This is a genomic window from Amycolatopsis sp. NPDC047767 (assembly GCF_040704195.1).
Taxonomy (GTDB): domain Bacteria; phylum Actinomycetota; class Actinomycetes; order Mycobacteriales; family Pseudonocardiaceae; genus Amycolatopsis.
Map to the genome: position 1 here is coordinate 67,820 of NZ_JBEYSJ010000009.1, position 24,968 is coordinate 92,787.

26 protein-coding genes and 2 pseudogenes are annotated in these 24,968 nt (G+C 71.5%); 18 read left to right on the forward strand and 10 right to left on the reverse strand.

Annotated elements, in window-relative coordinates:
* Positions 1–84 precede the first annotated feature (84 nt).
* From AB0878_RS18375 to AB0878_RS18405, 7 genes are all read left to right on the forward strand, one after another.
* Positions 85–1,665 carry a carboxyl transferase domain-containing protein gene (locus tag AB0878_RS18375; protein ID WP_366581240.1) on the forward strand — a complete coding sequence of 527 codons (1,581 nt, stop codon included), beginning with the start codon at positions 85–87 and terminating at the stop codon, positions 1,663–1,665.
* Positions 1,662–2,471 carry an enoyl-CoA hydratase/isomerase family protein gene (locus AB0878_RS18380; RefSeq protein WP_366581242.1) on the forward strand — a complete coding sequence of 270 codons (810 nt, stop codon included), beginning with the start codon at positions 1,662–1,664 and terminating at the stop codon, positions 2,469–2,471. Before AB0878_RS18375 ends, AB0878_RS18380 begins: the two co-directional genes overlap by 4 nt.
* On the forward strand, positions 2,471–3,286 hold the full coding sequence (locus AB0878_RS18385) for a nuclear transport factor 2 family protein (protein WP_366581243.1): 816 nt from the start codon (positions 2,471–2,473) through the stop codon (positions 3,284–3,286). The genes AB0878_RS18380 and AB0878_RS18385 overlap by 1 nt, the downstream gene beginning before the upstream one ends.
* A gap of 10 nt (positions 3,287–3,296) precedes the next feature.
* Positions 3,297–4,586, forward strand: coding sequence for a cytochrome P450 (locus tag AB0878_RS18390; RefSeq protein ID WP_366581244.1), 1,290 nt, complete (start codon positions 3,297–3,299; stop codon positions 4,584–4,586).
* Positions 4,583–4,777 carry a ferredoxin gene (locus AB0878_RS18395; protein ID WP_366581245.1) on the forward strand — a complete coding sequence of 65 codons (195 nt, stop codon included), beginning with the start codon at positions 4,583–4,585 and terminating at the stop codon, positions 4,775–4,777. The genes AB0878_RS18390 and AB0878_RS18395 overlap by 4 nt, the downstream gene beginning before the upstream one ends.
* Positions 4,774–6,690, forward strand: a complete 1,917-nt coding sequence (locus tag AB0878_RS18400) for an FAD-dependent oxidoreductase (protein ID WP_366581247.1) — start codon at positions 4,774–4,776, stop codon at positions 6,688–6,690. Before AB0878_RS18395 ends, AB0878_RS18400 begins: the two co-directional genes overlap by 4 nt.
* Positions 6,691–6,843: 153 nt before the next feature.
* Positions 6,844–7,536, forward strand: coding sequence for a TetR/AcrR family transcriptional regulator (locus AB0878_RS18405; RefSeq protein ID WP_366581249.1), 693 nt, complete (start codon positions 6,844–6,846; stop codon positions 7,534–7,536).
* Positions 7,537–7,578: 42 nt separating this feature from the next.
* Here the strand turns inward: AB0878_RS18405 and AB0878_RS18410 are convergent, their stop codons facing one another.
* From AB0878_RS18410 to AB0878_RS18425, 4 genes and pseudogenes are all read right to left on the reverse strand, one after another.
* Positions 7,579–8,379, reverse strand: coding sequence for an alpha/beta hydrolase (locus AB0878_RS18410; protein ID WP_366581251.1), 801 nt, complete (start codon positions 8,377–8,379; stop codon positions 7,579–7,581).
* A gap of 91 nt (positions 8,380–8,470) precedes the next feature.
* A complete protein-coding gene (locus tag AB0878_RS18415; RefSeq protein ID WP_366581253.1) occupies positions 8,471–9,103 on the reverse strand; it encodes an acyl-CoA dehydrogenase family protein in 633 nt (210 codons plus the stop codon).
* Between the two features lie 214 nt (positions 9,104–9,317).
* Positions 9,318–9,620 (reverse strand): annotated as a pseudogene (locus AB0878_RS18420) (acyl-CoA dehydrogenase family protein); the annotation flags it as partial.
* Positions 9,621–9,872: 252 nt separating this feature from the next.
* Entirely contained in the window at positions 9,873–10,595 is a 723-nt protein-coding gene (locus tag AB0878_RS18425) for a transglycosylase family protein (RefSeq protein ID WP_366581255.1), read from the reverse strand.
* Between the two features lie 442 nt (positions 10,596–11,037).
* Between AB0878_RS18425 and AB0878_RS18430 the strand changes: the two genes are divergently transcribed.
* On the forward strand, positions 11,038–11,643 hold the full coding sequence (locus AB0878_RS18430; protein WP_366581257.1) for a nitroreductase family protein: 606 nt from the start codon (positions 11,038–11,040) through the stop codon (positions 11,641–11,643).
* Between the two features lie 15 nt (positions 11,644–11,658).
* Here the strand turns inward: AB0878_RS18430 and AB0878_RS18435 are convergent.
* Positions 11,659–12,386 (reverse strand): annotated as a pseudogene (locus AB0878_RS18435) (SDR family oxidoreductase).
* Positions 12,387–12,466: 80 nt separating this feature from the next.
* Here AB0878_RS18435 and AB0878_RS18440 point away from each other — a divergent pair.
* Both AB0878_RS18440 and AB0878_RS18445 read left to right on the forward strand, forming a co-directional pair.
* Entirely contained in the window at positions 12,467–13,165 is a 699-nt protein-coding gene (locus AB0878_RS18440; protein WP_366581259.1) for a helix-turn-helix domain-containing protein, read from the forward strand.
* 651 nt (positions 13,166–13,816) lie between these two features.
* Positions 13,817–15,307: a glycosyltransferase family 39 protein gene (locus AB0878_RS18445; RefSeq protein WP_366581261.1), complete on the forward strand. Its 1,491-nt coding sequence runs from the start codon at positions 13,817–13,819 to the stop codon at positions 15,305–15,307.
* A gap of 4 nt (positions 15,308–15,311) precedes the next feature.
* On the opposite strand, the gene AB0878_RS18450 is transcribed toward AB0878_RS18445, so the two are convergent.
* Positions 15,312–16,181, reverse strand: a complete 870-nt coding sequence (locus AB0878_RS18450) for a LysR family transcriptional regulator (protein WP_366581263.1) — start codon at positions 16,179–16,181, stop codon at positions 15,312–15,314.
* A 78-nt stretch (positions 16,182–16,259) separates the two neighbouring features.
* Here AB0878_RS18450 and AB0878_RS18455 point away from each other — a divergent pair, with 78 nt between their 5' ends.
* Both AB0878_RS18455 and AB0878_RS18460 read left to right on the forward strand, forming a co-directional pair.
* Entirely contained in the window at positions 16,260–17,159 is a 900-nt protein-coding gene (locus AB0878_RS18455) for an EamA family transporter (RefSeq protein ID WP_366581265.1), read from the forward strand.
* Positions 17,156–17,800, forward strand: coding sequence for an NAD(P)H-binding protein (locus tag AB0878_RS18460; protein WP_366581267.1), 645 nt, complete (start codon positions 17,156–17,158; stop codon positions 17,798–17,800). The genes AB0878_RS18455 and AB0878_RS18460 overlap by 4 nt, the downstream gene beginning before the upstream one ends.
* 8 nt (positions 17,801–17,808) lie before the next feature.
* Here AB0878_RS18460 and AB0878_RS18465 read toward each other — a convergent pair whose 3' ends face one another.
* Positions 17,809–18,342, reverse strand: coding sequence for a DinB family protein (locus AB0878_RS18465; RefSeq protein WP_366581269.1), 534 nt, complete (start codon positions 18,340–18,342; stop codon positions 17,809–17,811).
* A gap of 76 nt (positions 18,343–18,418) precedes the next feature.
* Between AB0878_RS18465 and AB0878_RS18470 the strand changes: the two genes are divergently transcribed.
* The 3 genes from AB0878_RS18470 to AB0878_RS18480 all read left to right on the forward strand — a co-directional run bounded on the left by AB0878_RS18470 (position 18,419) and on the right by AB0878_RS18480 (position 20,246).
* A complete protein-coding gene (locus AB0878_RS18470) occupies positions 18,419–18,706 on the forward strand; it encodes a hypothetical protein (RefSeq protein ID WP_366581271.1) in 288 nt (95 codons plus the stop codon).
* Between the two features lie 119 nt (positions 18,707–18,825).
* Positions 18,826–19,734, forward strand: coding sequence for an LLM class flavin-dependent oxidoreductase (locus AB0878_RS18475; RefSeq protein ID WP_366581273.1), 909 nt, complete (start codon positions 18,826–18,828; stop codon positions 19,732–19,734).
* 68 nt (positions 19,735–19,802) lie between these two features.
* Positions 19,803–20,246, forward strand: coding sequence for a hypothetical protein (locus AB0878_RS18480; RefSeq protein WP_366581275.1), 444 nt, complete (start codon positions 19,803–19,805; stop codon positions 20,244–20,246).
* Between the two features lie 120 nt (positions 20,247–20,366).
* Here the strand turns inward: AB0878_RS18480 and AB0878_RS18485 are convergent, their stop codons facing one another.
* A complete protein-coding gene (locus AB0878_RS18485) occupies positions 20,367–20,951 on the reverse strand; it encodes a TetR/AcrR family transcriptional regulator (protein ID WP_366581277.1) in 585 nt (194 codons plus the stop codon).
* Positions 20,952–21,055: 104 nt separating this feature from the next.
* Between AB0878_RS18485 and AB0878_RS18490 the strand changes: the two genes are divergently transcribed.
* Complete coding sequence (locus tag AB0878_RS18490; RefSeq protein WP_366581279.1) at positions 21,056–22,105, forward strand: aldo/keto reductase; 1,050 nt, start codon at positions 21,056–21,058, stop codon at positions 22,103–22,105.
* A 65-nt stretch (positions 22,106–22,170) separates the two neighbouring features.
* Here AB0878_RS18490 and AB0878_RS18495 read toward each other — a convergent pair whose 3' ends face one another.
* Together AB0878_RS18495 and AB0878_RS18500 are read right to left on the reverse strand one after the other, a co-directional pair.
* Positions 22,171–22,452 carry a hypothetical protein gene (locus AB0878_RS18495; RefSeq protein WP_366581281.1) on the reverse strand — a complete coding sequence of 94 codons (282 nt, stop codon included), beginning with the start codon at positions 22,450–22,452 and terminating at the stop codon, positions 22,171–22,173.
* A 28-nt stretch (positions 22,453–22,480) separates the two neighbouring features.
* Positions 22,481–22,840, reverse strand: coding sequence for an HPF/RaiA family ribosome-associated protein (locus AB0878_RS18500; RefSeq protein WP_366581283.1), 360 nt, complete (start codon positions 22,838–22,840; stop codon positions 22,481–22,483).
* Positions 22,841–23,024: 184 nt separating this feature from the next.
* Between AB0878_RS18500 and AB0878_RS18505 the strand changes: the two genes are divergently transcribed.
* Positions 23,025–23,687, forward strand: coding sequence for a Type 1 glutamine amidotransferase-like domain-containing protein (locus AB0878_RS18505; protein ID WP_366581285.1), 663 nt, complete (start codon positions 23,025–23,027; stop codon positions 23,685–23,687).
* Positions 23,688–23,965: 278 nt separating this feature from the next.
* Positions 23,966–24,958 carry a hypothetical protein gene (locus tag AB0878_RS18510; protein WP_366581287.1) on the forward strand — a complete coding sequence of 331 codons (993 nt, stop codon included), beginning with the start codon at positions 23,966–23,968 and terminating at the stop codon, positions 24,956–24,958.
* Positions 24,959–24,968: the final 10 nt, after the last annotated feature.

Sequence of the window (24,968 nt, forward strand, 5' to 3'; positions counted from 1 at the left end):
GGAGAACTGTCTACCAACCAGTCGTCTGATAGTCTAGGGTCGGCTCCGGGGACGGACCACCCGATCCCGGCCAGGGGAGGTCCCGTGACGACGAGGAGCACCGTGCGCGACGACTCGGGTGACGACACCGCCGAACCGGCCGAGGTCACGATGGCCGACCGGCTCGCCGTCCTCCGCGAGAAGCAGGCGGCGGCCCACGCCAGCGGCGGGCCGGAAGGCCTGCGCCGGCACCGGGAATCCGGCCGGCTGCCCGTGCGGGAGCGGATCGAGCTGCTCGTCGACTCCGGCTCGTGGTTCGAGATCGGCGCGCTCGCGCTGCCGGAGCTGCGCCGGGAGAAGCCGATTCCCGGCGACGCCGTGGTGACCGGCTTCGGCCTGCTCGACGGCCGGCGCATCGGCGTGATCGGCATCGACTCCTCCGTGGTGGCCGGCACGACCGCGCCCATCAGCATGCGCAAGCAGGGCCGGCTCATCGAGCACGCGCAACGCCACGGATTCCCCCTCGTTCTCCTGTGCGACGCCGACGGCGGCCGGATGCCGGACGTCTCCGGCTGGCGGTTTTCCGGTCTTCCCCTGGACTTCACCACGTTCCTCAAGCCCCCGCCCGGTCAGCCGGTGGTGCCGAGAGCCGCGGCCGTGCTCGGCCCGAGCTACGGCGACTCCGCCCTGCACGCCTCGACCGCCCACTTCGTGGTGATGGTGCGCAGCGGGTCGATCGCGCTCTCGGGTCCGTCGGTCGTGGAGCCGGCGATCGGCGAGAAGGTCACCGACACCGAGCTGGGCGGCCCGGCCGCCGCGACGGAAGCGGGCAACGCGCACCTCGTCGTGGAGACCGAGGCCGACGCGATGGACGCCATCGCCGCGTTTCTCTCCTACCTGCCGCAGAATTCCACGCTGAAGCCGCCGCTCGCGCCGCCGCGGCCGCCGGCCCGGGACCCGCGTGAGCTCGAGTCGATCGTGCCCCTCGGCCCGCGCTCGGGTTACGACATGCGCGACGTGTTCGCGTGCATCGCCGACGAGGCGAGTGTGCTGCCGTGGGCCGACGGCTGGGGGCCGAGCCTGCTGTGCGCCCTGGCCCGGATCGAAGGGCGGCCGGTCGGGCTCATCGGCAACCAGCCGATCGTGCGGGCCGGGGCACTCGAGCCGCCGACGCTGGCGAAGGAGCGGACGTTCGTGAAGCTGTGCGACACGTTCGGCCTGCCGCTGGTGTTCCTGCACGACGTGCCCGGCCTGATGATCGGCACCCAGGCCGAGCGCGGTGGCATCCTCCACGGCTACGAAGGGCTCGTGTCCGCCATCGCCGAGGCCACCGTGCCGAAGGTCGGCGTGGTGCTGCGCAAGGCCTACGGCGGCGGGCACTTCGCGATGGGCGGGCGCCCGACCAAACCGGATTTCCTCTACGCGTGGCCCAGTGCGGAGCTGGGGTTCATGGCGCCCGAGACCGGCATCCGCACCATCCACCGGCGCCGGCTGGAACGCGTGCTGGCCGAAGAAGGGCCCGAAGCGCACGCGGCACTCGTCGTCGAGCTGACCGAGGAGTGGATCAGCGAGGCCGAGCCGTGGGAGGCCGCCGCGCACCTGTCGCTGGACGACGTCATCGAGCCCGCCCGCACGCGGGAGGTCATCGCGACGAGCATTGAGATCACCTCGGGAGGACTTGCGTGAGCACCTGGAATCCCGCCGCGGCCCGCACCCTGCGCGTCGAGGTCGACGACACCGGCGACGGCCCGGGTGCGGTCGCGGTGCTCACCCTGGACACCCCGGGCAAGCTCAACGCGATGGGCCGCGAATTCTGGCCGGAGCTGCGGGAAGCGCTGTCCCACTTGGCCGCCGACGGCCGCACCCGCGCCGTGATCATCACCGGCGCCGGCGACAAGGCGTTCTCGGCCGGCGGCGACATCGCGAGTTTCGCCGACCTGACCGACCTGGTGGCCAAACGGGAGTTCCAGCAGGACTGCATGCGCACCTTCGCCGCGGTGGAGGAGTCGCCGCTGCCGATCGTCGCGGCCGTCAACGGGTTCGCCCTCGGCGGCGGGTGCGAACTGGCCCTGGCGTGCGACGTGGTGGTGGCCGCCGACACGGCGACGTTCGGGATGCCGGAGTGCGGCGTCGGGCTGGTGCCGGGGTTCGGGGTGCTGCGCGCGCCGTCGGTCATCGGGCGGCACTGGACGAAGCTCATGATGTTCGGCGGCGAACGGGTCGACGCGGCCACGGCGTTGCGGATCGGCTTGGCGCAGAAGGTGGTTCCCGCCGCCGAGCTGATGAGCGCCGCGCGCGAGCTCGCCGGGCGGTTCGCGGCGATGGCCCCGCTCGCCGTGGCCAGCGGCAAGAACCTGGTCAACCGCGGTGTCGACCGCGGCGAGTTCGACCACTCGACCGCCGCGCTCACCACCCTGCACGCCACCGCCGACGCCGCGGAGGGCATCGCCGCCTTCCTGGGCAAGCGGCCGCCGAAGTTCGAGGGCCGTTGATGATCGCCCGCCCGGATCCCTTCGTGGCGCTGATGCGCCGCTACGTCAACGACTACACCAACCGCCACGACGTGTCCGTGTGCGCGGAGATCATGGAACCCGGCTACGTCCTGCGCATGGGCCCGCACGAGGTCGCCGGGCGCGACGACGCGTACATCCCGGCGGCGCAGCGGCAGTTCGAGCAGTATCCCGGGCTGTGCCTGACGGTCCACTCGATCGTCACCGACGGCCGGAAACTGGCCCTGCGATTCTCCGAGCACGGCCGGCGTGCCCGCGACGGGCGCGTCGCCGTGTGGACGGGCATCGGGCTGTACGGCTGGAACGGCCGCCGGCTGGAGACGAACTTCGTCGAACAGGACTACCTCTCCCGCCGCCGTCAGCTGAGCTCCGGGAACCCGCCGCCGGTCGACGCGCCCGCGTCGGCGCCGTGGGACACCGAAGCCGAACCGGCGAACCCCGCGGCAGAATCCCTGGTGCGGCAGTGGATCGCGGCCGGCGGGGCCGTTCAGCCCCAGGACTCCGCCGCCATCCGCTTCGACGACGGCGACGCCGGGCCCGCCTTGCTCACCGACGTCACGTCGAGTGTCGACGAGCTGTTCTCCGCGGGCGAGCACGTCGCGTTCCGGATCACCGCCACGGGCGCCTACGCCGGCGGGCTCGGTCCCGACGGCGGCGAGGCGGCCGTCGGCACGCCCGCGACCCTGCACCTCGTCGGTCTGGTCTCCGTCGCGGGAGGCCGGATCGGCGGCTGGATCGTCCGCGACCGGCTCGGGCTGGCCCGCGGCCTCGCGCAGCCGGCCGCCGCCGGCTCCTGAGAGGACACTCATGTCTGCCACCGAAAACCCCGCTGTCACCGAAAATCACACTGCCGCCGAAAATCACGCCGTCCCCGACGACCTGCTCGAGCCCTCGGCGAGCGCCGACCCGTACCCGGTGCTCCGCGAGTTGCGTGCCGCGGACCCGGTGCACTGGAGCGACAAGCACGGCGCGTGGCTGCTGACGCGCTACGACGACGTCTCGGCCGCGTTCCAGAACAAGGCGTTCTCCAGCGACCGGGTGCGGCCGCTGCTCGCCGCGCGCGCCGAGCGGCCCGGCCAACCGGAGGCGACGACCGCGGTGCTCGGGCTGATGGCGAGCTGGATGGTCGTCTCCGACCCGCCGGCGCACACCCGGCTGCGCAAGCTGGCCGCGGGCGCGTTCAAGGGCCAGGGGATCGCGCGGATGGACGGCATGATCACCCGGATCGTCGACGAGCACATCGACGGTTTCCTTCGCGACTCCGGCGCGCAGGACCTGATCGAGCACATCGCGTATCCCTTGCCCACCACCGTGATCGCCACGATGCTCGGCGCGGCGCCCGAGGACCGCGACCGCTTCCGCGAGTGGTCCGACGAGCTCGCGCTGGTCGCGTTCGGCGCCGGCGGCACCGCGCGGGCCGAGCGCCACGAGCGGGCGTTGCGCGGCCTGCGCGAAATGGACGCCTACATCCGCGAGCTCATCGCGAAGCGCCGCACCGACCCGGGTGAGGACATGCTCTCCGCGCTCATGGCCCACGACGGCGACGCCGACCACCTCTCCGACGACGAGCTCGTGGCCATGTGCGCCCTGTTGCTGTTCGCGGGCCACGAAACCACGACCAACTCCATCGCCAACTCCCTGCTGGCCTTGCTGCGGCGGCCGGACCAGCTCGACCGCCTGCGCGAGGATCCGGCGCTGATCGGGCCCGCGGTCGAGGAGCTGCTCCGGTTCGACGGGCCGATCAAGGTCCTGATCCGCTGGGTCGTCGCGGAGACCGAGGTCGGCGGCCGGACGATCTCGCCCGGGGAACGCGTCCACCTCGTGCTGGCCGCCGCCAACCGCGACCCGGCGAAGTTCACCGACCCCGACTCCCTGGACCTCGGCCGAGCGCCCAACCCGCACCTGGCGTTCGGCAAGGGAATCCACGCCTGCATCGGCGCGCAGCTCGCGCGGATGGAGACGCGGATCGCGGTCAGCCGGATCCTCGCCCGTATCCCCGGGCTCGCGCTCGCCGGCGATCCACAGTGGAAGGCGAGCCTGGCGTCGCGAGCCATGGAGACGCTCCCCGTCACGCACGGCGCCGGGAGGACCGCGTGAAGATCGGCCAGGTGCCCGGCGTCTGCCAGGGCCACGCGCAGTGTTACATCATCGACCCGGACCTGTTCCCCCTCGACGACAACGGATTTTCGGGCGTCGCCGCGGAGCAGGAGGTGCCGCCGGGGGAGGAGGACACCGCGGAGATGGGCGTGGAGGCCTGCCCCGTCGCGGCGCTGCGGATCCTCCGGTGAGCGCGCCGGACGTGTTGTTCACGCCGGTTCGGGTGGGGCGGCTGACGTTCGGCAACCGGCTCGTGATGGCGCCCATGGGCACGTGCCTGGACCAGGACGGCCACATCACCGACGACACCGTGGCCTACTACCGCCGCCGCGCCGAGGGTGGCGTCGGCGCGATCACCGTCGAGGGCTGCCTGGTTTCCGCGGACACGGTGGGGCCCGAGCCGCGGCTGTGCGCGCCGGAGTACGTGCCGGGGCTGCGGCGGATCGTCGAGGCGGTGCGCCCGCACGGAACCGTGGTCGGCGTGCAGCTCATGCACCCGGGCCGCCAGGTCGTGGCCGGCCCGTCCGTGGCGCCGTCGCCGGTCCCGCTGAACTCGGCCGCGCCCACTCCGCACGAGCTGACCGGGCCCGAGATCGAGCGGATCGTCGCCGACTACGCGCGGGCGGCGCGGTTCGCGGCCGAGGCGGGCTTCGACTACCTGGAGGTGCACGGCGCCCACGGGTACCTGCCGTCCAACTTCCTTTCGCCCCGGCACAACCTGCGCACCGACGGCTACGGCGGGCCGCTCGAAAACCGCGCCCGGTTCTCCCTCGAGGTGGCGCGCGCGATCGTCGCGGCCGTCGACCTCCCTCTCGTCTGGCGGCTCAACGGGACCGACGCCGAACCCGGCGGCTTCGACCTGGATTCCGCCGTCACGGTGGCGAAGCTGCTGGAGGACGCGGGCGTCGCGGCGATCTCCGTGTCTTCGGGCACCTGGCTGACCCTGCACGAGACGCTGGCGCCGATGGCCGTGCCGCGCGGCCACATGCGCCCGCTCGTCCAGGCCGTGCGCCAAGCCGTGTCCGTGCCGGTCATGGCCGTCGGCCGGCTGGACGACCCGGCGCTGGCCGCCGAGATCGTGGCCTCCGGCGACGCCGACCTCGTGCTGCTCGGGCGCGGCCTGATCGCCGAACCGGACTGGCCCGACCTCGTGCGCGCCGGCCGGCTGGACGAGGTGCGCCCGTGCATCGCGTGCAACGCCTGCGTGGACCTGGTCGGGCGGGGCGAGCGGGCGCGCTGCTCGGTGAACCCGGAGGTGGGCCGTGAGCTCACGTGGTCCGTCGAGCCGGCCGCGGCGGCGCGAAACGTGCTGGTGGTCGGCTCCGGGCCGTCGGGGCTGGAGGCCGCGCGGATCGCCCGGCTGCGCGGGCACCACGTCTCGGTGTGGGAGGCCGCCGACGCGCTCGGCGGCAAGCTGTCCGTGGCGGGAGCGGCGCCGAGCAAGCGGGAAGTGTTGCGGTTCCGGGATTTCCAGGCGCGCCGGCTGGCCGAGCTGGGCGTCGAGATCCGCACGTCGTCACCGGTCTCCGCGGCGACGGTGGCCGAGGAGCGGCCGGACGTCGTGGTCGTGGCGACGGGCGCGGTTCCGTGGGTGCCGCCCGTGCCCGGCATCGACGGGCCGGACGTGCACGACGCGCAGCGGCTACTACGCGGGGAGATCGACGTGGCGGCCGGGACCCGGCTGGTGGTCGTCGGCGGCAGCGCGACCGGTTGTGAGGCGGCGGAGCTGATGCGCGCCCGGGGCGCGGAGGTGACGATCGTCGAGATGCGCGGCAGCATCGGCCGCGGCATCGAGGCAATCACGCGGCGGGAGCTGGTGAAACAGCTGCGCCACGACGGGGTTCGCGTTCTCACCAACGCCGTGGTCGTCGGAATCGAGCCGGGTCTGGTGCGCTGGCGCCCGGCCGACGAGGACACCGCCGCCGAAGAGACCGTCGAGGCCGATCTCGTCGCGCTGGCCATCGGCTGGCGCGCGACGGGACCCCAGGTCGCCGCCGAGCTCGCGGCCGACGGCGTCGACGTCCGAGTCCTCGGCGACGCCGAAACGCCGGCCGACTTCGTGCGCGCGATCAACGCCGGCGCCGACACGGGACTCGCCGTCTGAAGGCCGGCCGCTTGCCGACGGTAGCGTGATCGCCACCCGCCGGGACCTCGGCCGGTGGTTGACTAATCGGTCGTTTGGTAGATTGATGGTTTCGAAAGGTCCGCTCGTGCCCAGTGCGCCCGGCGGCGAAGCTCACGAATGAGGGTGGTCCGGGTGCGGCAGCCGGCGGGCAGGGCGGAGCGGCGCGGCGGTGGTTCGCGCAAGCCCCGTGAGGAACGGTGGGCGGAGCTGTTCGCCGTCGCCACCGAGGTCTTCTACGAAAAAGGCTACGAAGGCGCTTCGCTGCAGCACATCGCCGACCGGCTGGGGCTGCTCAAGGGAAGCCTCTACTACTACATCCACTCGAAGGAAGACCTGCTCTTCGAGGTCATGAGCGAGGTCCACCGCCAGGGGCTCGCCAACATCGTCGAACTGGCGAGCCGGCCGGGCGATCCGTTGCAGCGCCTGCGCAACGTGGTGATCGGGCACGTCGACCACATGTGCAACAACCTCACCGGGACCACCGTGTTCCTGCACGAGATGGCGGCGCTGCCGGAGGAACGGCAGGCCGAGATCCTCGGCGGCGAGCACGCGTACCGCTCGGTGTTCCTCGACCTGGTCCAGAAGGGCAAGGCCGAAGGCCTGGTGCGCGCGGACATCGACCCGAAGCTGGCGAGCCTGTCGATCCTCGGGTCGGTGAACTGGGTGTACCGCTGGTTCCGGCCCGGGGGCGAGTTCACGCCGAAGCAGATCGGCGAGCACTTCGCGGATCTCATCGTCCACAGCCTCGCGGCCGACGGCGTGCTGCCGGTCGAGAAGCCGGCCAAACCCAAGCGGGGCAAGGAAACCACGGCCTCGGAAAGCTGACTCACCGCGAGCCGGGTGGTCCCGGCCCGCGGCGGGGGAGCGTCAGGCGTCGAGGAACTTCCGCAGCACGGTGTCGAACTGCTCGGGCTGCTCCAGGAACGGGCAGTGCGCGGCCCGCTCGATGATCTCCAGCCGGGACCCGGCGATGTGCTCGTGCAGGTAGGGCGCGTTGCCCGCCGGCACGGCGACGTCGTCGGCGCCCGTGACGACCAGCGTCGGGACGTTGATGAGCGCCAGCACGTCGCGGTAGTCCTGGATGATGAAGTCCCACGACGCCAGCGCCATCGCCGCCTGATCGCAGCGGCGCATCTCGGCCAGCGTGGCTTCGCGGTCTTCCGGCGCGAGCGGGGCCGCGAAGAACGCCGGCAGCAGGCTTTCCGCCGCGGCGCCGAAGTCGCTGCCGACCAGCCCGACCCAGCCCAGCAGGCCGTCGAGATCGGCGAACCCCAGGTCCCAGCCCTCGGACTTGAGCAGCTTCGGGCTCGCGCCCACCAGCGTCAGCGTGCGCAGGCGCTCGGTGCCGAACAGCTCGACGTACTGCAGGGCCGTGGAGCCACCGCCGGACCAGGCCACCAGGTGCACCGGCTCGTCGCCCGTCCACGCCACGACCTCGGCGAGATCCGCCGCCAGCCGCGCGGTGCGCTGGCCGCGGGTGGTCTTGTCCGACTCGCCCTGCCCGCGCGGGTCGTAGGACACGACCCGGAACGAGGCGGTGAGCGTCGCGAACTGCTTGCGGAACCACCACGTCGAGACACCCCAGCCGGGCAGGAGCAGCAGGGTGGGGCCGGCTCCTTCGTCCCGGACGTGCAGCCGGGTGCCGTCGCGCATCGTCAGGTCGGGCATCGTCGCCTCACTTGAATCTACCGGTCGTTTGGTGGCCGAGCTTAGCAGTGGGCAGGGCCACATCCAAGACGCCCGCTGTCGCCCGCCCGGGTCAGAAACCCAGTGAACGGCCGATGATCTCTTTCATGACCTCGGTGGTGCCCGCGTAGATGGTCTGGATCCGGCTGTCGGTCCAGGCGCGGGCGATGGGGTACTCGGCCATGTAGCCGTAGCCGCCGTGCAGCTGCACGCCGCGGTCGACGACCCGCCGGCACAGCTCGGTGGTCCACCACTTCGCCTGCGCCGCCTCGACGGCGTCCAGCTCGCCGCGGCTGTGGGCGAGCAGCAGCCGGTCCACGTAGGACTGCGCGATCTCGGTCTCGGTCTTCATCTCGGCCAGCACGAACCGGTTGTGCTGGAACGAGCCGATCGGACTGCCGAACGCCTCGCGGCTCTTCGCGTACTCCACGCACAGCTCGTAGGCCCGGCGCGCCTGCGCGGTGGCCTGCACGGCGACGGCGAGGCGCTCCTGGCTGAGGTGATTCATCATCAGGTAGAAGCCGCGGCCCTCCTCGCCGAGGAGGTTGGCCGCGGGCACGCGGACGTCGTCGAAGAACAGCTCGGCCGTGTCGGCGGCGTGCTGGCCCACCTTGGCCAGCTTCGCGCCGCGGCGGAAGCCCGCGCGGTCGGTCTCGACGACCAGGAGCGAGATGCCCTTGCGGCCCGCCGCGGGGTCGGTCTTCACCGCGGTGATGACGAGGTCGGCGTTGAGGGCGTTGGTGATGAAGGTCTTGGCCGCCGTTGACGACGTAGTGCTCGCCGTCGCGCACGGCCCGCGTGGTGATCGCGGCGACGTCGGAACCCGCGCCGGGTTCGGTCATCGCCAGCGCGAGGACGGTCTCGCCGGCGACCACGCCGGGCAGCCAGCGGGCGGCTTGCTCGGGGGTGCAGTGGTCCACGAGGTAGGGCAACGCGATGTCGGCCTGCAGCGACAAGCCGAGCCCGGCGCCCAAGACGTCCGCGGCGGCCAGTTCCTCGCTGAGGATGGCGTTGAAGCGGAAGTCCGCGCTGCCGCCTCCGCCGTGTTCCTCGGGTGCGCAGATGCCGAGCAGACCGACTTTCCCGGCGGCGCGGAACAGTTCGCGGTCGACGCGGCCGGCGGCTTCCCACCGCTCGCGGTGCGGAACCACCTCCGCCGCCACGAACCGCCGGATGCTGTCCCGGTACGCCTCGTGTTCGGCGTCGTACACCGCGCGTTGCACCGCCCCACCCCGCTTCTGTCGGCTGGGGCGAAACTACCTGACGTCTGTTTGGTGAGTAAAGCCGTGGGCTGCCGGCGGGGACGTGCGGGGTAGGCGGGCCGGTGTTCCCACAACGAGAGCCCGCTTACCCCGCGCGCCTTCCGCCGCGAACTCGCCGAAGGTGCCCGAGCGCACCCGCGGCGGGGGATCCGCGGTGGCTCGCCGCCCGCGTCCGCGGCGCCCGGGGGAAAGCGGCGCGGACGCGGACGGGGGTCACTTCGTGGCGATCTTCTGCCCGACCAGGATCAGGTTGGCATCGGGGACGTACGCCGAGTTCAGCTGCTGCAGGTGCTGCCAGCCACCGGCGACGCCGGTGCGCGCGGCGATGCCCGACAGGGTGTCGCCCGCGACGACGGTGTAGTCGCCGTTCGGGTTCGACCGCGTCGCGCCGGTCGCGGGCGCGCTCTTGACCTGCGGCTTGACCTGCGGCTTCGCCTTGGCCTTGAGCTTGGTCTTCGCCTGCGGCTTGGCCGCCTTGGCCTTGCTGTGGCCGGTGGCCGCACCGCTGTCGGCGGACCCGGTGCTCAGCTGGCCCGAGAACGAGCCGAAGCCGGCAGGGCCGGAGCCCGTGCTGCACTCCCACGGCGCCGAACCCGACTTGGCGTAGATCCGGTCCGCGACGACCTGCTGCTGGGCCGGGGAGGCCTTGTCGGCGGTCGGCGCGAACTGGCCGCCGCCGTTCGCGAGCCAGGTCTTGGTGACGATCTGGAACAGACCGGCGGGACGTCCGGCGCGCTGGCCGGCCGCGGTGTTGTTGACCGCGGTCGGGTTGCCGGAGCTCTCGCACTTGACCAGTCCGGCCTGCCCGGGGAAGGCGTTGGCCGGACCGGCGCCGACGAGGCCGATGCCGCCGAGCGTGGCGCCGGCGAGAGCCGCGGTGGCGCCGGTGCGTTTCAGGACGGTTTTGGTGTGGCTGGGTTTGCTGTGTCGCCCCACGGGGGTGGGCTCCTTCTTTTTCACACCGCACGCCCGGCTCCGCGCCCGGGGAGGGGCCGCGTCTGCCGGAGTCTCGCGGTGGCTTCCGGCCGCTGATCCTCGGGGGTGGATCGCAGGTCACCGCGAAAGCACGACGAGGTTAAGAACAAGCAACGACATGTGTACAGAGTCCGTGGGAAGCGACACAGATCAACTGGCGGCGTAGCGGTAACGCGACAGTGTGTCATGTCAAATCGGCGTCAGTCGGTGGGGAGATCTTGGCTCAACAACAACGAAAAGTCGTCGGGCGGGCGACCGTTTGGCGCGTAACCGGTCACGGAGAAAAATTTCACACTTGTCGAGTTGTCCGTCAATCGGCACTGGTTTCGGCTGCTCGCGGGTCACGGTTCGACTGATTTCGAAACTCCAGCGGGCGCGGTGGATCTTGCGCCATGCTGATCGCATGGAGTTCTCCGAGGTTCTGCGCCACCGTCGGATGATCCGGGCCTACCGGTCCGACCCCGTGCCCGAAGACGTCCTGCGCCGCATGGTGCGGGTGGTCCGGCGCGCGCCGAGTGCCGGGTTCAGTCAGGGGCACCGGCTCGCGGTGATCACGGCGCCCGACGTCCGCGCTCGCATCGCCGAGATCGCCGAGCAGCCGTACGTCGATTTCGGCCTTCCCGCGTGGATCTCGAAGGCGCCGGTGCACATCGCCGTCGGCATCCGGGAAGCGTCTTACCACGCGCGCTACCAGGAAGCCGACAAAACCGACGACGACGGTGCGGAATACGCGTGGCCCGTGCCGTACTGGTGGTTCGACAGCGGTGCGCTGCTGTCCCTGCTGCAACTCGCCGCCACCGACGAGGGGCTCGCCTCGGGCTTCTTCGGCCTCGGTGACCAGGGCCAGTTCGACGCGGTCCACGCGCTCACCGGCTTTCCCGAGGACGTCGTGCTGACGGGCGTCCTGACGCTCGGCTACTCCGCCGAGGACCCGGGCGCGCCGCCGAGCGGCAGTGCCGGCAAGCGCGCGAAGCTGCCGATGGACGAGCTGATCACCTGGCTCGGCTGAGCTTTCAGGCCGGGTTCAGGCCAGGTTCAGGCCGCCGTCGACGGTCAGCACGGCGCCAGTCGTGTACGGGCTGTTCAGCAGGCTCAGCACGGCGGCCGCCGCGTCTTCGGGCGCGCCCAGTCGGCCGAGTGGCGCCCGCGCGCCGGCGTTGTCGCGCAGGTCGGTCCAGTCGTGGGTCAGTGGCGTGTCGATGTAGCCCGGCGCGATCGCGTTGACGCGGATTTCCGGTGCCAGCGCGACGGACAGCAGCTTGGTCAGGTGGATCAGCCCCGCTTTGCTGACCGCGTAAGGGATCGAGCTGCCGCTCACCGTCAACCCGGCCACCGATGCGACGTTGACGATCGCGCCGCGGCTCGCTCGCAACGCGGGCGCGGCCGCGCGCGAGAGGTGCCACGGGCCGAGCAGGTTCACGCCGAGCACCTGGTCCCACCACTCGTCCGGTACGGCGTCGAGGTCCCGGTGCGGGATCCATCGCGCGATGCCGGCGTTGTTCACGACCACGTCGAGCCGGCCCACCGCTCGACGGCCGCCGCCACCAGCCGCGGCGCCGCCGCGGGGTCGGAGATGTCGCCGTCGACGTACACCGCGTCGGGCAGCTCCGACACGAGGGCGTCGCCCGCCTCGGGTTTGCCGAAGTCGTGCACCACGACGCGGTGCCCCTGTGCGGCCAGCGCGCGGCACACGGCGGCGCCGATGCCCCCGGCCGCGCCGGTCACCAATGCGACCGGGTTCTTCGTTGTCATCTGACCGCCCCCCTTCGTTCTGGCCCATTGTAGTGCGCCGAACTCTTGACTGACTCAGTCAGTCAATCAATACTGGGCTCGTGCGAGGGAGAGTGCCGGCGCGGCCGGTGGGGGAGATCGCCGAGGCGGCGGCGCGGGTGTTCCTGGCCAAGGGCTACCAGGCGGCCGGGGTGTCGGACGTGTCCGCGGCCCTCGGCCTGAGCCACGGCGCGGTCTACACCTACGCCAAGAGCAAGGAAGCGTTGCTGTACCTGGCTTTGCTGCGCCTGATCCGGCCGGACGCCCTGGAGGCCTTGGCGACCCCGGTGCCCACGCCGACGCCGGAGGAGATCGTGGCGCTGATCGACGGCTGGGCCACCGACGGCAGCGGCCTCCCCGCCCTGGCCGCGGCCGCCGGCCGGCGGCAGGGACCCGTCGCCGACGAGCTCGGCGCGATCGTCGACGAGCTCTACGGCTTCATCGAACGCAACCGCCACCTGCTCGCCCTGGTCGAACGGTGCGCCGCCGACCTGCCCGAACTCGCCCAGTACTACTTCGTCCAACGGCGCCGGGGCATGCTCGACCAGCTCGCCGACTACCTCACCCGGCGCACCCGCTCCGGCGCGCTGGCCGCCGTCCCCGACATCCCGGCCGCGGCGCGCTTCATCGTCGAGACCATCGCCTGGTTCGCCTGGCACCGCCTCGGCGACCCCGACTCCGCCCACCTCACCGACGACGCCTGCCGGTCCACCGTGCGCCACCTGGTGCTGGCGGCGTTCGTACCCCGTCCCTCGTCCTGACCGCGGAAGGCCGAGATGTCCTTCGTGGCAACGGAAAGTTCGCGAGGGGCACACCGGCCGTCCGCGCCTCCGGGCCACGGTCCGCCCTCGGATCACCGCCGCGTTCGTACCCCGTCCCCGTTCTGACCGGAAGGCGTAATGCCATGCACGACACGGGAAAACTCGAAACCGACAGACCGGCCGTCCACGTCTGCCGGGACCCGGTGCGCCCCGTGGTGCTGGCTGCGTTCGTTCCTTGTCCCTCGTCCCTCGTCCTGACTGGAAGGCCGAGATGTCCTTCGTGGCGAGAGAACGTTCGGGAGGGGCGGCCCGGCCGTCCGCGCCGGCCGGGGCATGGTCCGCACCCGGATCCCGGCTGCGCTCGTACCACGTCCCCGTCCTGACCGGAGGGTCGAGATGTTCTTCGTGGCAAGGGAAAGTTGGGGAGGGGCGGACCGACAGTCCGCGCCCGCCGGGCCACGGTCCGCCCTCGGGTCCCGGTGGTGTTCGTGTCCCGTCCCTCGTCCTGAGTGGAGGGTCGAGATGTCCTTCGCGGCAGCGGAAAGTTCGCGAGGGGCACACCGGCCGTCCGCGCCCGCCGGGCCGCGGTTCGCCCTCGGATCACCGCCGCGTTCGTACCCCGTCCCCGTTCTGACCGGAAGGCGTGAAGCCATGCATGACACGGGAAAGCTCGAAACCGACAGACCGGTCGCCCCCGCGGGGCGGCTGGCGTGGCGCCCGATCCTGGCGGTGGTCGCCGTCGCCGGTGGCGTGCACCTGGCGGTGGCGGCGCGCTTCGGCTGGCATCGCGACGAGTTCTACTACGTGATCTCCGGCCGGCACCTCGCGTGGGGTTACCCGGACCAGCCGCCGTTGACGCCACTCCTGGCGCGGCTGGCCGCCGACCTGCCCGGCGGCGTGCTGCCCCTGCGGCTGCTCGCGATCGTGGCCCAGCTGGGCTGTGTCCTGCTTGCCGCCAAACTGGCGGCCGAGTTCGGCGGCCGCGCTCGCGCCCAGACCATCACGGCCGCGGCGGTCGCGGCGTGCCCCGTGTTCGTGGCGGGCTCGATGTTGTTCGGCACCACGGTGACGGACCAGTTGGCCTGGGCGGCGGTGTTCGTCACGGTGGCGCGGGCGCTGCGGTCGGGCACCGTCCGCGCGTGGCTCCTGGCCGGTGCCGTGGCCGGGGTCGGGCTGGAGAACAAGTACACCGTCGGGGTGCTGCTGCTCGGCATCGTCGTGGGGTTGGCGCTGTTCCGCCGCGGCGTGCTGCGGACGCCCGGGCCGTGGCTGGCCGGTGCGCTGGCGGCGCTGCTGGTCGCGCCCAACGTGGTGTGGAACGCGCAGCACAGCTGGGCGCAGTTCCGCATGGCCGGCGTGCTCTCGGCCGAGCAAGGCGGTCCGCTCGGGGCGCTGCCGAACGTGCCGCTGCTGCTGTTGGTGCTCGCCGGCCCCCCGCTGATCGCTCTGTGGATCTTCGGCGTGCGATGGCTGGCGGGGAATCGTGAGCACCGGTGGGTGCTGGTCGTCGCGGTGACCGCCCTGGTCGTCTTCACCGCGGGCGGCGGCAAGAGCTACTACGCGGCACCGGCCTTGCTCGGCTTGTTCGCCGCCGGCGGGGTGTGGGCCGAAACCCGGGCCGCGGTCACCCCGCGACGATGGCAGGTCGCGATCGCGCTCTCCGCGGTGTTCGCGGTGCTGATCGGACTGCCGGTGCTGCCGGTGAGCGCGGAACGCGTGTTCGCCTCGGTCAACCCGCAACTGGTGGAGACCTACGGCTGGCCCGACTTCGTCCACCAGGTCACCGCCGTCGCCGACACCCTGCCGCCCGGCGCAAGCGTCTTCACCAGCAACTACGGCGAAGCCGGCGCCCTGACCCTCCTTGGTCCCGACGCGGGCCTGCGGCTGCCGGTTTCCAGCGCCCACAACGGTTACCTCCTGTGGGGCCCGCCCGCCGGCATCCCGGACACCGTGCTCTGCGTGGGGGAGTGGGGCCCGGACTACCTGCGCCGCTTCTGGTCCGACGTCCGCGAGATCGCCCCCGTCACCACCCCCGGGGGCGTCCCGAACGAAGAAACCACCAACCACGCGGCGATCTACCTGTGCCGCCAACCCCACGGCACCTGGGCGCAGTTGTGGCCCGGCCTGAGTCACCTCGACTGAACGCTCACCGCGGCCGTACCTGATCCAGAAACGCTTGTGCCGCAGGGGAAGGGTTGAACGAGCTCCACGCCAGGTACTCGATGCGGCTCGGGCCGTCGCTCACCGGAATCCTGCGCAGGTCCGCGTCGGCCGCGACGACGAAGGGCGAGAGCAGGCTGACGGCGAGGCCGTGCCGCACGAGGTCGAGGATGAGGGTGGGGCTCATGGCCTCGAAGGCGACCTCGCGGTGGACGCCGGCGGCCTGAAACGCTCGGTCGGACGGAATGCGGCCCGGGGTGCCGGCGGGGAAGTCGACGAAGGTCTCACCGGCCAGGTCGGCCAGTTTCAGCCGGCGGCGGCCCGCGAGACGATGATCCGCGGACACGACGGCGACGAGGCGTTCGCGCGCCAGCTCGCGCGTGGCCACTCCTTTCGCGGACGTCGGCTCGGGCAACCCGAGAAGGGCGACGTCGACACTGCCCTCGGCGATGGCGGTGATGAACTCGGCGCTGCCGCCACTCTGGAGCCTGATGCGCACGGCCGGGTGCGCCCGGTGGTAACCGCCGAGCGCGGCGGGCAAGTCGAGGGCGGTGACGGTGGGGATCACGCCGATCGTCAGGGTGCCGCGGACCTGCCCGGTCGCGGCGGCGGCGTCCGCGACCGCGCGGTCCGCCGCTTCCAGGCTCGCGCGCGCGGCCGAGAGAAACGCCTCGCCCGCGGCGGTGAGGTCGACGCGCCGGCTCGTCCGCGCGAACAGCGTGAGGCCGAGCTCCGTCTCCAGCGCCTTGATCTGGTGGCTGAGCGCGGACTGCACGACGAAACAACGTTCGGCGGCGCGGGTGAAGCTGCGCTCCTCGGCCACCGCGACGACGTACCGCATCTGCTGGAACTCCATGCACCGATTATCGATGTTCATTGCTGCGATGACATCCATGTGTTGGACTCATCGGTCCCACCGGCCGACGATGGACCGGTGACCACGACTGCACATCCCGCCGCCACGCGCGCCGGGTGGACCGCACTGACGGCCCTCGCACCCGCGGTGTGGGGCACCACCTACCTCGTCACGACCCACCTGCTGCCGGCCGGGCATCCGCTGTTCGCGGCGCTGATGCGGTCGTTGCCGGTCGGGCTGATCGCCCTGCTGCTCGCGCGCCGCCTGCCGCACGGGTCGTGGTGGTGGAAGAGCGCGGTACTGGGAGTGCTGAACATGGGGGCGTTCTTCCCGCTGCTCTTCCTGGCCGCGCAGCACCTGCCCGGCGGGGTCGCGGCGACGCTGGGCGCGGCGCAGCCGGTCGTCGTCGCGTTCCTCGCGGTCGCGATCCTTCGCGAACGGCTCTCCACCTGGCGGGTCGCCTGGGGTGTCGTCGGGGTTTTCGGCGTCGCCCTCGTCGTCCTCGGGCCCGACGCGGCGCTCGATCCCGTCGGCATCCTCGCCGGCCTGGCCGGTGCCACGTCCATGGCCACCGGCGTCGTGCTGACGAAACGCTGGGGCCGGCCCGAAGACGTCAGCGCGCTCGGCCTGGCCGGGTGGCAGCTCACCGCGGCCGGGCTCTTCCTCCTGATCCCGGCCCTGGTGTTCGACGGTGTTCCGGGCGACATCGACGGACCGGCCGTCGGCGGATACCTGTGGCTCGGGCTCGTCGGCGCGCTGCTCACCTACACGCTCTGGTTCGCCGGCATCCGCCGGCTGCCGGTCACCGCCACCGCGTTGCTCGGGCTGCTCTCGCCGCTCGTCGCCGCGGTCCTCGGCGCCGGTGTGGCCGGGGAAGCACTCACGCTCGTCCAGCTCGCCGGTTTCGCGTTCGCCCTCACCGCGACGGTCGCCGGGCAGCTCAATCCACCGAACAAGAAGGAAACCAGCCTGTCATGAGAATCGCAGTCTTCGGCGGCACCGGAATGGCCGGCCGCGCCGTCGTCACCGAGGCCCTCACCCGCGGGCACACCGTCACCGCCGTGGCGCGCCGGCCGCCCGCCCCGGACCACGGCCGGCTCAGCGTGCTCGCCCTGGACGTCGGGCGAACCGAGGACCTGGCGCCGGTGCTGACCGCCGCGGACGCCGCCGTCCTCGCCGTCCGCCTCGCCCCCGGCCGCGAGCACCTGCTGGCGCCCCTGACCCACGGCTTCCTCGACGCGGCGCAGCGCTGCGGCACCCGGGTCCTCGTGGTGGGCGGCTCGGCACCGTTGCGTTCCCCGGACGACGCCGGCCGCCTCGTCATCGACGATCCCGCCTACGTCCCCGCCGAGTGGAAGACCATCGCCCAGGCCAGTCTCGACCAGTTCCGCGTCTGCCGGGACCATCCCCACGACGCCTGGACGTACCTCAGTCCGCCGGCGATCCTCGAACCGGGCACGCGCACCGGCGGCTACCGGCGGGGGCGCACCACGCTCCTCACCGACGGGACGGGCGACTCGCGGATCTCCGCGCCCGACCTCGCGCTCGCGGTGCTCGACGAACTCGAAAACCCGCGCGGCGAACACCACTTCACGGTCGCCCGAAGCCTCGCGGAGTGATTCGCGAGTCACCCGAGGGCGTCGAGGACCAGATACCCGTCGAGGCGCTTCACCTGGTCGGTGTCGGGGTCCGGCGGCAGGGCGTGCCCGAGGTTCTCGGAGCGGACCTCGCCGATCCACTGGTCGTGCTGGTACTCGTGGTTGATCAGCGCGATCAGCAGGTGCCGGCCGACGACGGTGAGCTGGTCGGGCGCGCCGACCTGGCCGCCGGCGATGGCGCCGAGCCGCGCGTGGACGCGGGCCGCGACGGTTTCCCGGAACGCGGTGAGCCGCTCCACCGTCGGCAGCGCGCCGCGGAACTGCTCGGGCTGCGCCGAGTCCATGAGCCCGTCGAGCTCGGGGTCGGGGCTCGGCTCGGCGGCGGTGAGGTTGCGGACCATGAAGTGGGCCACGTGGGCCTGGTGGCCGAGGTGCCAGCCGATGGCGCTGGAGTTCTCGTGCGGGCGCCACGTCACCTCGTCGGCGCTGAGGTCTTTCCACAGCAGGTCGGTGTAGGCGCGGGCCCGGTCGTACTCGCGGAGGAGCCCGGTCACTTCGTGCATCGTGATCACCTGGGGTGTGTGAGGTTGCCGGCGACGCCCGGTGCGGGCGCCCCACCCAGTGTGGCGGGCCGCTGCCGTGGATCAACTTTTTCGCTTCGTCACTCGGCCGACCGGCTGGCCGACGAAGGTCCTCATCCGCACGGACCTCGGCGCGGCGAGCCTCATCGCCCGCCATGCGCCGATCGTGTTGAGCCCCAACGGTCACGACTCGCTGCTGGCGCGGTTCCTCCTGGAATCGGTGACCGTGGGGGTTTTCGGCGGCTTGCTCGGCAGCAGCGCGGGGATCATCGCCGTGGTGGTCGTGTCGGCGGTGAACGGCGGGACGCCGGTGCTGGATCTGTCCCTCGCGGCGGCCCCGCGGTGACGGGTGCGCTGGTGGGGCTGCTCGCCGGCCTGTACCCGGCGATGCGGGCCGCGCGCCTGGAACCGGTGGAGGCGCTGCGTTCGGGCACCTGAGGCGCGCCGGCCGTAGGATCGGTGATCATGAGGTACGCGATCGCGATTCCGCAGTACTACGCCGACGGCTCGTTCGACCCGGGTGCGTTCCGGGACTATCTGCAGCGAGCGGAGGCGGCCGGCTTCCACAGCGCGTGGACGCAGGAGGCCGTGTTCGGCAAGCGCCCGCAGCTGAGCCCGCTGGAGGCGATGACGTTCGCCGCCGCGTGCACCGACACGTTGCGCCTGGGCTGCACGGTGTTCGTGTCCACGCTGCAGATCCCCGCCCAGCTGGCGAAGAGCACCAGCAGCCTCGACCAGCTGTCGCGGGGGCGCCTGGAGGTCGGCGTCGGCTCCGGCGGCAAGAACCGGCCGTTCCCGGCGTTCGGCATGCGGCCCGAGCGCTACCTGGCGCGGTTCACCGAGGGCGTCGAGCTGGTCAAGAAGCTCTGGACGCAGGACGGCGTCGACCACGACGGCGAGTTCTGGCAGCTGTCCGGCGCGACGATCACGCCCCGCCCGTTCCAGAAGCCGCATCCGCCCCTGTGGTTCGGCGGCAGCGGCCCGAAGGCGCTGCGGCGCGCCCTCGACCTCGGCACGGGCTTCTTCGGCGCGGGCTCGGCCCCGACGGCCGACTTCGCCGAGCAGGTCCGGTTCGTCCGCGCGCAAGGCCCCCGCCCGGACTTCGAGATCGCCAAACGCGTCTACATCGCCGTCGAATCCGACCCCGCCCTCGCCCGCGAACGCGTCAACGCCGAACTCACCGGCGTCTACGGCGGCCTCCCACCCGCCATCGAGGCGGCCGCGATCGCCGGCACCCCGGACGACTGCGTCACCGCCGTCCGCGAGGTCATCGACGCCGGCGCCGAACTCGTCCTCTTCACCCCGCTGTACGACCAGGCCCGGCACGCGGACGTGATCGCGAAGGAGATCATCCCGGCGCTGTCCTCGAGGTGACCCTCACGCCGTTGCCTTGCAACGACTTACGTGGTCACCTCTGGTTGCGCCGTCGGAAGGATGAACGGGTGAGTTTCAGGAGGGTGGGCTTCTTCTCCGAGCTCGAAGAGCGGAGGCCCGATGTGTTCCAGGGGAGCATATTCGAGGTGATCTGCAGGAACCGGGCTCCCTGTGAGAGCAATGTGGTCGCGTACCTGCAGGGCGGGCATTTTTTGATCGCCATCATGGAGGGCACCAGCGACGTCATAGCCAACGACGGTTCCGGTGTTTCGGGTGGCTCGTCGCTGATGACCGACGGGGTTTGGGTGTGGCGACTCGATCTGCCGTACTTGGTCAAAAAGCATCACCTGGAACTCGACCCGGAGTTTGTCTGGCACGCTGCTCGGAACGGATACGTCGTGCCTGATGTGCCAGATGGGCGAATGGCCCAGCTGGCTCCCGAGGCGGCCTGGGAGATCTACGGGATGCGAAGGCCTCGTTTTGAGCCCGGCGAGGTCCGTGTCGTTGAGTAGTGCTTCCCGACAAAGGAAGCCGAAGCCGGCGCATCCCATTCTTGACCCTCGACTCCCGCGGCGACCCGACCGGCCAGGCGATCGCCCTCGACGGATCCCGCCCGAAAACGCCACCACGCCTCAGCTCGCCTGCGGCGGTGCCGCCAACCCCGAAAACACCGCCGCGACAAGACGCCGCCCCTGTGCCGCGCCGGTGTCGTTGTTCGGGACTCGCCAGAGGAAGCTCATCAGCAGGATGATGTCCGCCGGGTCGTGGCCCGGCGCGATGGTGCCCTCGGCGACGCAGGCGTCGACCAGCTTCGTCACCGCCGCGGTGGCCGGGGCCCAGGAGGCGGTGATCAACTCCTGGGCCGCGGCGCTGTGGAGGGCGTCGCCGAGGCCGTGCTTGATGCGGATGTACGCGGCGAGCGTCTCGAACCACTCGATGAAGGCGGCCTTCGCCGACGGCTGACGGGCCAGGACCTCGTCGGCGGTGGTGGTGAGGCGCTCGATGTCGTGCTGGTAGGCCCCCAGGATCAGGTCCTCGCGGGTGGGGAAGTGGCGGTAGAGCGTCCCGGCGCCGACGCCGGCGCGCTTGGCGACCTCGCTCAGCGGCACGAGTGGGTTCTGCGCGAACAGCTCGTGCGCGGCTTCGATGATCGCGACCCGGTTGCGCGCGGCCGCTTTGCGCTGTGTGCCGTAGGTGCCCGGCGTCCCGTCGGTCATGGCTCCGATCATGCCCCACCTTTGACTCGCGGAGAATCCTCCGCTAGTTTCGAGAGTACTCGCGGAGAATCCTCCGCGAGTTTGCCTCGACAGGAGACCCGCTCATGCGTTATGTGAAGCTCGGTACCACCGGCCTCGACGTCTCGCCCATCGCGATCGGCGCGATGACCTACGGCGAGCCGGACCGCGGCCACCCCGTCTGGTCGCTGGGCGAGCCGGACGCCCGTCCGCTGATCAAGCACGCGCTCGAGGCCGGCATCAACTTCTTCGACACCGCCAACATGTACTCGAACGGGTCCAGCGAAGAGATCCTCGGCCGCGCGCTCAAGGACTTCGCGGACCGCGACGACGTCGTGATCGCCACCAAGCTGCGCCACCCGATGCGCCCCGGTCCGAACGGCCGGGGGCTCTCGCGCAAGGCGATCATGTCCGAAGTGGACCACTCGCTGCGGCGGCTCGGCACCGATTACCTCGACCTGTACCAGGTGCACCGCAACGACCACGCCACACCGCTGGAGGAGACCCTCGAGGCCCTCTCCGACCTCGTGAAGGCGGGCAAGGTGCGCTACCTGGGCGCGTCCTCCATGCACGCCTGGGAATTCGCGAAGGCCCTGCACCTGCAACGCGAGCACGGGTGGGCGCGGTTCGTGTCCATGCAGAACCACTACAACCTGCTGCAGCGCGAGGAGGAGCGCGAGATGATCCCGCTGTGCCTGGACGAGGGCGTCGGCACGATCATCTGGAGCCCGCTGGCGCGCGGCCGCCTCGCCCGCGCCTGGGACGACGCGAAGGCCACCGCGCGCGCCGCGACCGACGGCGACTACGCCGACCTGCTCTACTCGCCCGCGGAAGAGGCGTCGAACCGCGCGATCGTCGACGCCGTCGGCGCGGTGGCCGCCGCCCGCGGCGTGAGCCGCGCCCAGATCGCGCTGGCCTGGCTGCACCGCCAGCCGGTGGTGACCGCCCCGCTCGTCGGCGCCGGCTCGGTGCAGCAGATCGACGACGCCGTGGCCTCCCTGGACCTCACCCTCACCGACGACGAGGTCCGCACGCTCATCACGCCGTACACCCCGCGCCACGACTGGCAGGGCATCTCCGACGAGGCCGAGCTCGACGCCATCCGCGCCCGCGTGCCGGGCATGGCCCTGGCGTAGCGGACCGGCGGGTGCCCGGCCGGGTGACGGGGCTCAGGTGGCTTTTCACGGCGCCCCCGGTGCGCCTAGTTCGTCAGCCGGGCCTTCAGCTCGGCCATGAAGTCGGGGTTTTCGTTGCTGAGGTGATCCAGGTCGATGTCCTCCGGCAGCTCGTCGCCGGATTCGCGGTCGAGCAGGTACTTCACCGTCTCCCGCGCCACGGCGTGTGTGTCGAGGTCCGGGATCAGCAGATCGTCGAGCACCGAATGCGACATCGTGATCCGGTGCTGCGTGGTGTCCAACCCGTCCTGCACGACAGCGCGATACTCCATCGGCCCCGTCCGGGTGACTTCGACGCGTTCGCTCATCGGCAGAGTCTAGCTCCGGAAGACCTGCTCAGCGGTGGTCGTCGCTCGGCAGGTGCCGGATGGAGTCGCCGCCCTTGTGGTGGCCGGTGCGGCCGAACAGGCCGGCGAGGACGTGCTCGATCCGGGACACCGCGCCGTTGAACGCGTCGTGCACCGAGCCGGCGCGGTTCGTGACGACGACCGGCTCTCGCGCGGCCGGGAAGGCTTCGATCACGCACCGCAGGTCTTCGCCGTCGGTACCACCGCCCATTTCGTCGCTCAGGTGGACGTCCACCCGGGTGAGGCGGTCGCTGAACCGCGCGAGCTTGGATTCGAGATCGGCCTCGAAGCCCTGGATCACATCCGCGCCGCCGCGCAGGTTTCTGTCTGTGCTGATCTGGATCTGCATTCCCTGGTTCCCTTCCGCACGCGCGAGCACAGCGGTGACAACGAGCAGGACAACGCACGACAGTGTAAGCCGCTGGTCCCGTGGCCGAGTTCTCCGACGAGGCCGGCGAACCGGACGCGCGGACTACGATCTGTTCCTGATCTTCAGGGACATCCACCTTCCGCGCGCGAATCCGGAGGCACCGTTGAAGTTCTTGCTCACCTCAGGCGGCGTCACGAACCCGAGCATCCGCTCGGCGCTCGTGCAGCTTCTCGGCAAGCCGATCTCCGAGTGTCACGCCCTCTGCGTCCCGACCGCGCAGTGGGGGCATCCGATGTGCGGTCCGACCTCGGTGCGGGGGTTCGTCGCCGCCGAGCCCACCTGGCAGCATTTCTCCGGCCTGGGCTGGGCGTCGCTCGGGGTCCTCGAGCTCACCGCGCTGCCCACCATCGGCGCGGAGCGATGGGTACCCTGGGTCCGGGAGGCGGACGTGCTCCTGGTCGAAGGCGGCGACGCGACGTACCTGTGTCACTGGATGCGGGAGTCCGGGCTGGCCGATCTGCTGCCTTCGCTGCCCGACACGGTCTGGGTGGGCGTCAGCGCCGGAAGCATGGTGCTGACGCCGCGGATCGGGTCGTACTTCGTCGAGTGGCGGTCCGCGCCGGACGACCGCACGCTGGGCGTCGTCGACTTCTCGATCTTCCCGCACCTGGACCTCTTTCCCACCAACACCCTGGCCGACGCCCAGCGGTGGGCCGCCGAAATCGGCGTCCCGGCCTACGCCATCGACGAGCAGACGGCCATCAAGGTCCTCGACGGCTCAGTCGAGGTGATCTCCGAAGGGCGATGGACGAAGCTGGGGTCGTAGCCGGACAACCCTTGCGGCAGCCCGGCGGCCTCACCTCGACGGGGTGATGCACGAGCGCGGCGAGCCCTGTGATGGTGCAGGCGCATCGCCACGCTCCCCAGGGAGGGTTTGCCATGAGCACACCCGGAGGCGCACAGGACCCGGACCAGCGCGCAGCCCACGCGGACGCAGCGCCGGCGCCCTCGGAAGACCCGACAGCCCCTGAACCCCAACACGCGCGGCAGGAAGCAGAAGCTCGCCGGCCGGACGGGGCCGCGACGGAGGCGAGGGCCCCGCAGGTGCGGAAGGTGCTCGTCGGCCTGCTGATCGCCCTGGTGATGGGCACCATCATGGTGACCACCTACGTTTCGGCGAACCACGGTGTCGTCGCCCGCAACCTGCCCTGGGGCGTGACCGGATCCTCGGCGCTGACCAGCGCGGTGCAGCAGGACGTCAGCATGAAGATCTACCCCTACGCCGACCAGTCCGACCTGGAGAACGCGGCCGGCCAGACCACCATCTACGGCGGTTTCAACGCCCAGACGAACACGGTGGTGATCTCGGAGGCGGCGAGCCTGTGGGCGCCCGGCGTCATGCCCGCGGAATACCTCAAAGCGAGCCGGGCGCTCGGGCAGCCCGTCCACTTCAGCGTGATCAACACGCTGCCGCAGGAGGATCCCGAAGGCGTGGTTCCCGGGTTGGTGGTGTTCGTGCTGATGGTGGCCGGCTACCTCGGGTCCACGATGGCGATGCAGCGCACGGGGAAGGCCGCCGCGCACCTCCGGGTCACCATCATGGCCGGGTACGCCGTCGTCGCGAGCCTGGTGTTCAACCTGATCGTGGGCCCGGGGCTGCACGCCTACCCGGACGTGGGAGCCAACTTCTGGCCGTTGTGGGGCGAATTCGCCCTGGTCCTGCTCGCGGTGGCGATGCTGACCGGGACACTGCAGAGCCTGATCGGGCCGCTGGGCACGCTGCTGACGGTGGTCCTGGTCGTGTTCCTCGGCAACCCCTCCACCGGCGGCGTGAACGGGACGGCGTACCTGCCCGCGTTCTGGCAGTTCATCGGCCCGATCCTGCCACCGTGGAACGGCGTCACCCTGATCCGCAACACCCTGTACTTCCACGGGAACTCGATCACCCAGCAGCTCATCGTGCTGAGCCTCTACGTCGTCGTCGGGGCGATCCTGATGACCGTGTTCGGCTGGGGGCGGGTGCTGTGGTGGCGCGGCCCGAAGAACACGATCGACCGCGCCGAGGAGACCGGAATCGCCGCAATACCACCAGGGTGACCGCCCGTCA